A 10,725-nucleotide genomic window follows, 5' to 3' on the forward strand; every position below is an offset into this window, starting at 1 on the left:
GCCGAGGGGTCGCCTTGCGGCCCTTCGGCCCCAACGAGGTCGGGTTTATCCGACGGCCTCGATGCGGAGGCGTGTCCACGCTCCGACATGGACGGTGTCACCGTTGGACAGCGGCGTCGGGGTGTTCGCCGGCAACGGCTCGTCGGATTCGTTGAGATAGGTGCCGTTCGCGGAGCCCATGTCGATGACGCTGAGCGCGCCGTTCTCATGGGGGACGAACACGGCGTGCACGTGGGAGACGCCTGGGTCCTCCGGCGCCGCCGACAGGTCGATGTCGGGGTCGACCCCACGGCTGACCGACCGTCGACCGACGACGGACTGCGTGGCGATCGTGAACTGTCGGGTGGGGTAGACCACCGGGAACGCGAGTCCGTGCGCGTCCGGGCCCTCGCCCGAGAGCATGCGGTCGAAGTACGCGCGGTCGGCGGTCGCGTGCAGCGTCCACGAGCTGGGCTTGGCCGTGGTCGGTTCGGTCCGGGCGCTCGCGGTGGACGGCTCCGGTTCGGGGCCGTCGTAGTCGGGATGGCTGGGGTTGGGGTGTCCGCACGCCTCACAGAAGCGACTGAGGCTTTGGTATGTGCCGCAATCACCTTGGGCACAGGTCCACGCGTCGGGGGCGCTGACGGCGGCGGTGGCGACACGGCTGCCGCACTCGTCGCAGTACTCCTGCGCGGTGGGGACTGGATGTTGGTTGGGGCACACGGTCATGGGCGCGCTCCTTGGGCGGGCGGAGTGCCGTCGGGACGTTTGCGGACGGTGACTGTCTTCGTCGAGGCGACGTCGGCCATCTCGAGGTCGATGCCCTTGACGTTCGACTTCAGTTGGATGGTGCCGGCGTCGTCGACGTCGACGACCTTGGCGAGGAGTTTCGCGGTGTTGTCGTGGCCGGATTCCTTCGCCAGGGTCATGGCCTTGCCGAGTTTGTTGGTCGCCTCGCTCGTGTCGCCCCGTTTGTGGGCGGCAATCCCCTCCTGGATGGCGGCGGCGAGTTCGGCCTGCCCGGTGTAGTGCGCGACCCTGGGGTTGAGCTTTGTGGAGAGCATCGTGTCGCCGGTCCATTTCGCGGTGACCATGCCGCGGGCGAGTTCGGTGGTCCCGGCGACGACGCTGATGCGGGCGGCCAGTCTGTCGTCGCCGGTGGTGATCGGGGGCACGTCGACGCTGATGTGGAATTCGCGGCTCTCGGCGCCCCACGCGCCGGTGGCGTAGTCGCCCGTTTTGTCGTCGATGTCGGTGCGGCGCTTGCTGAGGTCGATGATGTGCGGGTTCATCTGCTTGATGAAGCGGATGTCGTTGCGGGCCGGGGTGAACACGCGGAGCGCCAGATCGGCGATCGTCTTCTTGGTGGCGTCGCGGGTGATCGCCGCGAAACCGGTCTCCCAGTCCATCTGGTCGGGGAGTCCGTCGGCCTGCCCGAGCAGCCCGTCGGCGATCAGGCGGATCTCCTCGGCGTGCCAGTCGCTGCCGATACCGACGGCGTCGCAGACGAACTCGCCCTTGCACGCGTCGAGTGCCTCCTGAAGGGACTCACGTGATTCGTGCTGGTTGAAGCCATCGGTGAGGAGCAGCGCGTGTTTGATGCTGGTGGGCGCCTCGGCGAGAACGCGGGCGGCGGTCGTGAGCCAGGTGCCCATGGCGGTGCCACCGCTGGCGGACAGTCGGCGGATCGCCTTCTTCGCGGCGGCGCGGGTGTCGGCGTTGAGGACGGCCGTCTTCTCGTCGGTGGGGTAGGCCATTGTCGCGATCGTCGCGCCGGAGACGATCGCGAAGGAGACGCCGTCGGGCAGGGCGTCGAGGGCCGCCGCGGTCGCGCGTTTGGCTTCGGCGATGCGCGCGCCCGTCATCGATCCGGAGCAGTCGATGATGAGAACCTGGGCGAGGGTGTCGCCTTCGCCCCCGGGAACGGCCTCGCCCGTCGAGGTGACCGTGACGATGGCGTCGACGACGGTGTCGCCTTCGGCCATGAACTCGTTGTGGTCGACGTCGATGGTGAAGCCTGTCATGGGGTTGTCTCCTCGTAGGTCAGTCGGACGGTCTGGGGGTCGTCGCTCGTCGGATCGGTGGACGGGAATCGAATGACCGCGACGCTGATATTGTCGCGGCCGCCCTGTTGCCGCGCCCACTGGGTGAGTTCGGCGGCGATGTGGACGGGGGGACCGTCGGGCAGGAGGTTCGCGAGATCGGAATCGTGGCCGAGGTAGCCGTAGAGGCCGTCGCTGCAGACGATGAGGAGCCCCGGTCCTGTTGGTGAGAACGCGAAGGTGTTGGGTTCGAGGTCGGGCGCGTCGGCGCCGAGCCAGGCCAGGAGGGCCTTGGCGTACGGAGTGCGATAGCGATCGTCCTCATAGGGCACACCGTGGGCTTCGAGGCGACCGAAATGCGTGTCGTCGACGGTGAGGCAGCGGACGCCCGTCGAGTCGATCCAGTAGGCGCGACTGTCCCCGACCCAGGTGATGACGATTTCGTCTCTCGTGACGACACCGCTGACGTAGGTGCAGCTGGGCGGGTTGTCCTCGAACTGGCGGCCCGATTCGGCGGCGCGGACGGCGGCGCTGGTGACTCCGGCCGTCGCGGCATCGTGCGCGGGGTGGTGCGTTTCGAGGCGGTGGAGGATCGCGGTGACGCCCGCCTCGGCGGCGGCGAGCGCGGCGAGTTCGCCGAAGGTGGAGGAGGACACGCCGTCGCAGACGACGGCGACGGCCGTGTCGCCGTGTCGTCCGATCGCCATCGCGTCCTGGTTGTAGTGGTGGCGGCGGCCGAAGTCGGTCGCGGCGCCGAGGCTCGACAGGTCGAGTTCGACGCGGTCGCAGGTGCTGGTCTGGCGGGTGCCGCAGGTCTGGCAGTAGCCGCTCGCGTCGGTGGCGTTCCCGCCGCATTCGGCGCAGGGGCCGGACTCGGCCGCGGAGGACAGCCAGTGGCCCGGGTTGACGCTGTCCGGGTAGAGGTCGGCGCCGCACGCCTCGCAACCGAGGTGACTGGGGTCGGCGGGTTCCGCGCAGACGGGGCAGGTGACGGTGTCGGCTCGCGTCGTCATACCAGAGTCCAGGGTCGAATCGTGTTGGCCTGATCGATGTAGGCGATCCGGTCGCGTCGGGATGAGCAGGTCAGCGCGAGTTCGCGATAGGTGTGCTCGAGGCCGAAGCGGAGCGCCTTCTCCTCGACCGGGTGGTTCAGGATGACGGCGCCGGGAATCGGCCCGTGCGCGCCGACCAGGGTGAGGCACGCGTCGAGGATGCGCGCGGTCAGCAGGAGCTTCCGGTTCGGCGGTAGGTCGAGAGTGGATAGCCGGTTCGCGGCGTCGCGGATGTCGTCGAGGCCGGGGCGGCCGCCACCGGTGGCGAGCCGGAGCCCGATGGTGCTGACCTGGGCCGTCGTGTGCTGGTTCGACGATGACGGAACGGAGTCGAGGACGCCGACCGCCGCCGCGGAGTGTCCGTTGCCCGCGAGGAGTCTGGCCTGCCCGAATCCGGAGCTGACGTAGCGGCGGTCGGTCTGCCAGATGCGTGAGTAGACCCCGAGCGCGATCGACGGTTCGCCGGAGAGTTCGCAGGCGGCGGCGAGGGCGAGCGTCGGCGCGATCTCTCCGGGCAGGTGGCTGTACGTCCAGTCGAAGGCGTTGCGGGCGTCGGCGAATCGGTCGGTGAGGAGCGCGATGACGCCGCGCCACCAGGTGATCCGCCAGTCCTTTGTGGTGGCGGCGTAGTCGTCGAGGTTGATCGTGGCCGCGGTGAGGTTGCCGTAGGCGATGTTGGTGCGGATGCGCCGCAGTTTGACCTCGGGGCTGTCGACGGGTGCCTGTTGCAGCTGGAAGAGGATCTCCATCGGGTCGGTGCTGGTCAGCGTCGCGAGGAATCCCGCCGACGGGTCGTCGGAGTCGACGAGGGGCAGCGGCAGCAGCTGGCCGACGTCTTTGCCGACGAGTGGTCGGAACGCGCCCGTCTCGGGGTCCGGGACCCCGAAGGTGCGGGGTTCGGGGGTGAACAGGACGGAGTTGTTGCCCTGCGCCTGTCCCGTCTCGACGGAGACGACCTCCTGCCGTACACCGAGGAGCTGTTCGCGCATGTCTTCGGCGGAGGTGAATCGTTCCTCGGGAACCGGGTGCGTCGCCCGCAGTAGGAGCCGGTGGAAGGATTCGTAGCGCGCGAAGAGCGGTTCCTGCTGTGGGGAGGGCAGTTGGTTGCGGAACTGGCGGGAGAAGCCGTGGAAGTCGAAGGCCATGACGGCCATCGACCGGGCGATCGTGTACAGGTCGGACGAGACGGACGGTCCGTGGTTGATGATCTCGTCGTCGGTGACGGCGTAGCCGGGTGTTCCGAAGACGGCCGACTCGCGGTCGTCGATGCGGCGGACGGCGCCGAGGTCGATGAGTTTCAGCCAGGATTCGACGTGGATGACGTTGTCCGGCTTGAAGTCGCAGTAGAGCAGACCCTGCTGGTGCAGGTAGCCGAGCGCGGGCAGGATCTCGGAGGCGTAGGTCAGCACCTGGGACAGCGGCAGCGGCATCGGGTTCCCGGAGCCGTCGGTGTGGTCGCGGCGCAGGTCGCGAAGTGATCGTCCGGGGATGTATTCCATGACGATGTAGCTGAGCGGTTCGTTGGTGCGAGGGTCCGGGTGACGGACGAAGTCGTAGATCTGGACGATGTTCGGGTGGTCGAGCGCGGCGAGGAATCGACGTTCGGCGATGGCCGCCTCGATCGCGTCCGGGTCGCTGGTGTCGATGAGTCCTTTGAGGACGACCCAGCGTTCGGCCACGTCGTCGCCGATGTTCTGGTCGCGGGCGAGGTACACCCAGCCGAGGCCGCCGTGCGCCATCGCCCCGAGGATCTCGTATCGCGACGCGACCATGTCACCGCTGTTGAGGCTCGGGACGAATGAGAAACGGTGGCGGCAGTGCGGGCAGAAGCCCTGTGTGCGGCCGGGACCCTGCGGCCCGCGACGGCCGACCGGTTTATGGCACTGACCGCAGCTGCGCTTCGATTCGGGGACGCTCGGGTCGGCCAGGATCGCCTCGGCGGGGTTGCGTGCTGGGACCAGCGGTACGTCCCGCATGCCGCCGCGCACCCGGGATCGGGTGCTGCCGCTCGTGAACGGCATCGAGCCGGTCACCGACTGCGTCGCGCGCGACACGGGTCCCGTCCGCTGCGACATCGAGTGCACCGACTGCGCCGGAACGGACGCCGAATAGTGCGGAGCGCCCCCGGAGCTCGGCGCGGCGGACATCGGCGCGACGCCCGAGACCGGCCCCGGAGCGGGCTGCTGCGACACCGGCGCGCGAGTGCCGCACTCCTCGCAGTAGCCGTGATCGCCGTACTGGCCGGGGCAGCCCGGTTGAATGCAGGACCGGTTCATCGCCGCGCCTCCTTGGTCGATGCCTGTATCGCTAGTTGGAACTGGTGCAATGCCCGTGTCGCGGCCGGAAGGTCGCATGGCGCCGTCTGTAGTAGACGTTGCGCCTCCGCGTGGACGGACGCGGTCGCGGGTTCCTCGATGGCGCCGAGGCGGGCCGCCTTCGCCGTGTACGCCGAGAATCGGCCCCGTAGTTCGGTTCGGCGATCCAACAGGGCCTGCGCCTGCGAGGCTGCGCGTTCGGCTTTCGCGGCGGCCGTCGCGAGTCGTTCGCCCACGTCCGACAACTGGCGGGCCACGACCGCCCAGTCTCCGACGTCGGCGCTGCCCTGCGAGGCCATCAGAAGGCCCGACAGGGCGGGCGCCATCGGGTTCAACCGGGGCGCGGGCGGATCGGCGATCTTGGCTGTCGCCAGTTCGCACGCCGCCATCGCGGTGTGCTCGGCCGCCGAGAGCGCGGCGATCTGTTCTCGCAGTTGAGTCGCCTGAGTCGGATACTGCTGCCGAACCTCATCCAAAGTGGTGAGACGTCCGGCGTAGGCGCGAATGTCGGCGCCCAGCTCCCGCAGCCACTGCTCCTCGACCGCCGTCAACGGGTCGCCCAGGGCGCGTCGGACGTCGGTGTCGCGTCGCGCGCGCATCCGGTCGACGAGCGCGTCGTGCGGCAGTTCCTCGGCGCGACGCAGCCCCTCCACGTACTCGAAGCAGGCGTCGATCTCGGCGACGCGGTCCGCCAGGTCCGCGCACGCGCCGTCGACCTGCTGGCACATCGCGAGCAGGTCCACGGACTCGGTCTCGATGCCGGAAGCCAACTGCGCCAACGACACTCGGGACGTGGTGGCGTCCCCGTTCTCGGCCGGGGTGCCGTCGTCCCGCAACGGAACGACGTCCTCGGAGAGCAGTGGGGCGACCGTCCGGACCGTCGTCGCGTCGAAACCGGCGGGCCCGGGGGAGGGGATGCGCTCGATGCTGCGGCGCAACCAGTCGAACCGCGACCACAACCGTTGCGAGCGCTCGTTCACCTCGGCGGCGATGTCGGCGGTGCGGCCGACCAACTCGCCGTCGGCGAGGAACCGGCGGCCCATGTTCGCGTCCAAGGTGTACATTCGCGCGGCGATGCGCTGATAGTCGGTCAGCGCCGCCTGCGCGTCACGCTCCAGCGGTGTGGCGTTGTCGGACATGTCAGTCGTCCTGGTACTTCGGGGAAGGCGCCGAGCCGTCGCCCAGTGTGTCGCGCAGCGACTCGTCGTACAGATCGTCCCAGGTGCCGTCGGAACGGATGCGGTCGAGCGTCGCGTTCACGAACCGGACGAGTCCACTGTGGGACTTGTTCGCGGCGACACCGTACGGCTCCTCCGACAGGGCCTCCCCGATCACCTTGGTGTTCGGGTCCTGGGCGGCCATCCCCGCGAGGATGACGTCGTCGGTGGACACGGCGGCGACCTCGCCCTGCTGCAACAGGATCAGGCAGTCGGTCCAGTCGCGCACCGACACGGGAACGGCACCGTGGTCGTGGATGCGACGCAGCGACGTCGATCCGGCGGCGGCGCAGATCTTCTGGCCGGAGAGGTCGTCGATGCTCTCGGCCGTCGACGTCGCGGCCACCAGCACCTTCTGCCCGGCGGTGTAGTACTCCGTCGAGAACGACACCTCTTCCCAACGGGCACAGGTCATCGACATGCTGCGCACCACGAGGTCGACCTTCTCGTCCGCGAGGACCGGGACGCGCTGCGCGGAGCTGATCGCCTTGAACTGGATCGCGTCCGGGTCACCCAGCAGGTCCCGCGCGATCTCCCGCGCGATGGCGATGTCGAAGCCCGCCATCTCACCGGTGAGCGGATCGCGATAGCCGAGCATGTACGAGTTCTGGTCGACGCCGACGATCAACCGCCCACGTTCGATGATGCGCTTGAGCTCGGAGGCGTCGGTGTTCGTCGACGGACGGAAGCTCGCGCGCGGTTCGCAGCTCGTGTCGTCGGTGACCGTGTCGGGCAGCTCGGCGGGATCCTCCACACCGGCCGGTCGGTCGTCGACCATGACCGGATCCGCCGACACCGGGACCTCACCCGCGCCGCAACCACTGACGGCCAACAACGACACGACCAGCCCGGCGATGGACAGCCGGGATCGCAAAGACGTCTTCATCGATACTCCGAAATTCGTCGAGTGAAACCTGTCAGCGCGGCAGCCATCGCTCCGAGCGCGAGAACGCTGAATCCGATGCCGGTCGCCGTCAGCGCCGAGCCCGCCGCCGCCGTCTCGGTCGTGAACCGTTCGGCGGCGATGTCGTTCGCCTTCGTCAACGCGTCGTTGAGGGCCGCGAACGCCGCGCCGGCCTGGCCGGCCTCCACGCCGATCGCCGCCTCGACCGCCTCGTCATAGTGGCCGTTGTCATCGAGCTCGCGTACCGAGGTGTGCGCCTCCCGCCATTGCGTCGCCGCCTCGATCGCCGCGTCGATGTGTTGCGACAGCTCGGTGTCCGTGAACGCGGCCCGCACCTCGCCGAGCGATCCCGACTTACCGTCCTCGCCGATCAGCTCGTCGAGCTTCTCCACGAAGTCCGCCTCGAAGTCGGTGTCGGTGCCCTGCGCGATCAACGTCAAGGCCTCGTCGCTGCGGGCCTGCTGCGCGCTGATGTGCGCCTGGGACAGGATCGCCAACGGACGCGTCCCGTTCTCGTCGCCAGCCGTCAGGTGGCCCGCCGCGCTCGCCCACGACACGAGCATCCACAACAGCGACACCAGGAGCGCCGCCGTGGCGGACCCGAGTCCGATGTTGAGGACTCGGTTGGTGCGCTTGGCGAGTCGGTACTGCACGTAGCCGAGGCCGCCCAGCGCGATGACGCCGAGCAACGCGGCCACCCACGGGAAACCGGCGGCGCCGTCCTTCGCGACCGTCAATTCCTCCATAGAGGACGACTGGAGCTGCTGCGTGATGGGCAGCATCTGCTCTCGGACGAGGGACGACGCGTCACGCAGATACGCGATCCCCAACGGCATCCCCTGCCGGTGGTATGAACGGGCCGTCTCCACGAGCCCGGTGTACGCGGGCAGCATCGCCGACAGTTCCGCCACCTGCTCGACCTGCCGCTTCGACGTGGCCTCATCCGCCAGAACCGTCACCGCGGCCGACGCGCGGCTGATGCCCGCCTCGTACGCGTCGCGCAGGTCGCTCTTCGCGGACTGGCCGGGCAGGAACGCCCCGGTGATGGCCGCGTCCGCGTCCGAAAGCGCCCGGTACATGTCGAAGGCGGCGACGCTCATCCGCCCCCGCTGTCCCGAGGCCTCGTCGATCAGTTCGGTCCGCGTCGACGAGTCCCACACCGCCGACGCCCCGGCGAGCAACAACGACACGAGCACCAGAACCAGGCCGACCGTCATACGGCCCGGGGTGTGCGCCATCAACGCCAGAGGTGACTTCGTCGGCCGATATCGGCGCAGTTGCCCACCCCCGCCGCGCTGTTGGGGCGGCGATCCGGGCGGGCCCCCGGACGAAGGCGACAGACCTTGTGGGGCACCGGTCGTGGGCACGGCTGTCACAGGGCATCCTCCAGGTACCGGTGGGGCATATGCGTTGACATGGTACTGGTGGTCAACAAGAGGCGAACCCACCCGCCGTCCTGATTTGACGGTGCGAAAGGCCGATCCGAGACGGCGTCGTCGAGCCGCCGGGGCACACTGGAATCCACCCCGCCGACGGAAGCGAAGAGGCCGTGAACGACCACGAGTGGCTACACCAGGCGATCGACCTGTCCCGGCAGTGTCCCGTGTCGACGACGGCCTACAGCGTCGGCGCCGTCATCGTCGCCGACGGGCGGGCCCTCGCCACCGGATACTCGCGGCAGGAGGACCCGCTCGATCATGCGGAGGAGGTCGCGTTGCGGCACCTCGGCGACGCCGACGTCTCCACCGCGACGATCTACACCTCGCTGGAACCCTGTGGACGCCGCGCGTCCCGTCCGCGTCCCTGTGCCGACCGCGTCATCGACGCGGGTATCCGGCGGGTCGTATACGCCTGGGCCGAACCCGACACCTTCGTCATCGGCACCGGAGCCGCGGTGCTGCGCGCGGCGGGCGTCACCGTGGTGCACCTCGCCGAACTGGCCGAGGAGGCCCGCGCCGTCAACGCCCACCTGTGACGGATCGACCCATGGTGAGCGACAATCGGCCCATGCCACTCATCGACGCGTCCACCCTGCGAACACTCCTCACCGGTTCGAACCCGGTTCTGCTCGACGTTCGATGGAGCCTCGCCGACGGCGCGGACCACGGCGCCTACTCCGCCGGTCATGTTCCGGGCGCCGTCTTCGTCGACGTCGACGAAGACCTGTGTGGACGACCCGGGCCGGATGGCCGGCACCCCCTGCCGGAGGTCGCCGCCCTGCAGGATCGCCTGCGCCGCAGCGGAATCGCCGCCAACAGCGCGGTCGTCGTGTACGACGGCGGGGACATGCTCGCGGCGGCGCGCGCGTGGTGGACCCTGCGTTGGGCCGGAATCGCGGAGGTCAAGGTGCTCGACGGCGGATATCCGGCGTGGATCGCCGCCGACGGCCCGGTCAGCACGGACGAGGTCACGCCCCAACCCGGCGACATCGTCGTCACCCCCGGTTCGCTGCCGGTCCTCGACGCCGCGGGCGCGGCCGAGTGGGCAGAGGACCGGACCCTTGTCGACGTTCGCGCGGCCGCTCGATACCGGGGCGAGGTCGAACCGATCGACCCGGTCGCCGGCCACATTCCGGGCGCCGTCAACCACCCCGACACGGACCTGATCGCGCCCGGCGGCGGCTTCATCAACGCCGACGCTCGCCGGAGGGAGCTCGCGGATCTTCCGCGCGACATCGCGGTGTACTGCGGTTCGGGCATCACCGCCGCGCGGGCCGCGCTCGCCGTCGCGTCCACCGATCGTCCCATCCCGCCGGTCTACATCGGATCGTGGAGCGGCTGGATCGCGTCCGGTGATCGCCCGGTGGCGCGTGGCGAGGCGGCCGCGGGGGACTTAGCCACGTTGGCGGAATTCCTTGCCACTTAAGGGATCGGGCGTTCTCTGCGGCCGTCTCCGTCGTGCGACGGGCGGGCCCGCCAATGGCGGCCGCACAACGCCGGGCATGATGACGTTGCCCCAGCGCGCCGCACGGTCTCGACCGCGCGGCGCGGTTCGCGCCCGGTCCGTGCTCTCCACCCCGGAATCCCCCTGTGGGCGGGCACTGCCCAGTGCCGCCGGCGCCGGGTAGGTTGGGTGCCGCCCCACGAACAAGGAAGTTGAGAACATGCGCCACCGTAGGCTTTCGACCTTCGTCGTCGCCGTCGCGGTCACGTTGGCCGTATCGGGTTGCGCCGCGCTGGATTCGGCGAGCGACGCCGCCCCCGCGCCCACCCCGAC

Annotated in this window: 9 protein-coding genes; 2 read left to right on the forward strand and 7 right to left on the reverse strand. The window is 69.5% G+C overall.

All coding sequences use genetic code 11. The annotated features are described in order from the left end of the window. Window positions 1–45: 45 nt before the first annotated feature. From ACM9NP_RS17465 to ACM9NP_RS17495, 7 genes are read right to left on the reverse strand one after another with little or no spacing between them, the layout of a single operon-like run. The gene (locus ACM9NP_RS17465) at window positions 46–708 is read right to left on the reverse strand and encodes an FHA domain-containing protein (RefSeq protein ID WP_415647785.1); all 663 of its coding nucleotides are present in this window, start codon (window positions 706–708) and stop codon (window positions 46–48) included. After that, window positions 705–2,003, reverse strand: a complete 1,299-nt coding sequence (locus tag ACM9NP_RS17470) for a VWA domain-containing protein (protein WP_415647786.1) — start codon at window positions 2,001–2,003, stop codon at window positions 705–707. Before ACM9NP_RS17470 ends, ACM9NP_RS17465 begins: the two co-directional genes overlap by 4 nt. Next, window positions 2,000–3,034, reverse strand: a complete 1,035-nt coding sequence (locus ACM9NP_RS17475; RefSeq protein ID WP_415647787.1) for a PP2C family protein-serine/threonine phosphatase — start codon at window positions 3,032–3,034, stop codon at window positions 2,000–2,002. The genes ACM9NP_RS17470 and ACM9NP_RS17475 overlap by 4 nt, the downstream gene beginning before the upstream one ends. Continuing rightward, a complete protein-coding gene (locus ACM9NP_RS17480; protein WP_415647788.1) occupies window positions 3,031–5,349 on the reverse strand; it encodes a serine/threonine-protein kinase in 2,319 nt (772 codons plus the stop codon). Before ACM9NP_RS17480 ends, ACM9NP_RS17475 begins: the two co-directional genes overlap by 4 nt. Beyond that, window positions 5,346–6,527 (reverse strand): hypothetical protein, encoded by a 1,182-nt coding sequence (locus ACM9NP_RS17485; RefSeq protein ID WP_415647789.1) that lies wholly within the window; start codon window positions 6,525–6,527, stop codon window positions 5,346–5,348. Before ACM9NP_RS17485 ends, ACM9NP_RS17480 begins: the two co-directional genes overlap by 4 nt. Before the next feature lies 1 nt (window position 6,528). Then, the gene (locus ACM9NP_RS17490; protein WP_415647790.1) at window positions 6,529–7,491 is read right to left on the reverse strand and encodes a glutamate ABC transporter substrate-binding protein; all 963 of its coding nucleotides are present in this window, start codon (window positions 7,489–7,491) and stop codon (window positions 6,529–6,531) included. Then, a complete protein-coding gene (locus ACM9NP_RS17495) occupies window positions 7,488–8,885 on the reverse strand; it encodes a hypothetical protein (RefSeq protein ID WP_415647791.1) in 1,398 nt (465 codons plus the stop codon). Before ACM9NP_RS17495 ends, ACM9NP_RS17490 begins: the two co-directional genes overlap by 4 nt. A 173-nt stretch (window positions 8,886–9,058) precedes the next feature. Here ACM9NP_RS17495 and ACM9NP_RS17500 point away from each other — a divergent pair, with 173 nt between their 5' ends. After that, complete coding sequence (locus tag ACM9NP_RS17500; protein WP_415647792.1) at window positions 9,059–9,484, forward strand: deaminase; 426 nt, start codon at window positions 9,059–9,061, stop codon at window positions 9,482–9,484. A 32-nt stretch (window positions 9,485–9,516) separates the two neighbouring features. Beyond that, window positions 9,517–10,374, forward strand: coding sequence for a sulfurtransferase (locus tag ACM9NP_RS17505; RefSeq protein ID WP_415647793.1), 858 nt, complete (start codon window positions 9,517–9,519; stop codon window positions 10,372–10,374). Window positions 10,375–10,725 lie beyond the last annotated feature (351 nt).

Origin of the sequence: Stackebrandtia soli, from assembly GCF_965137155.1 — a bacterium.
Lineage (GTDB): Bacteria > Actinomycetota > Actinomycetes > Mycobacteriales > Micromonosporaceae > Stackebrandtia > Stackebrandtia soli.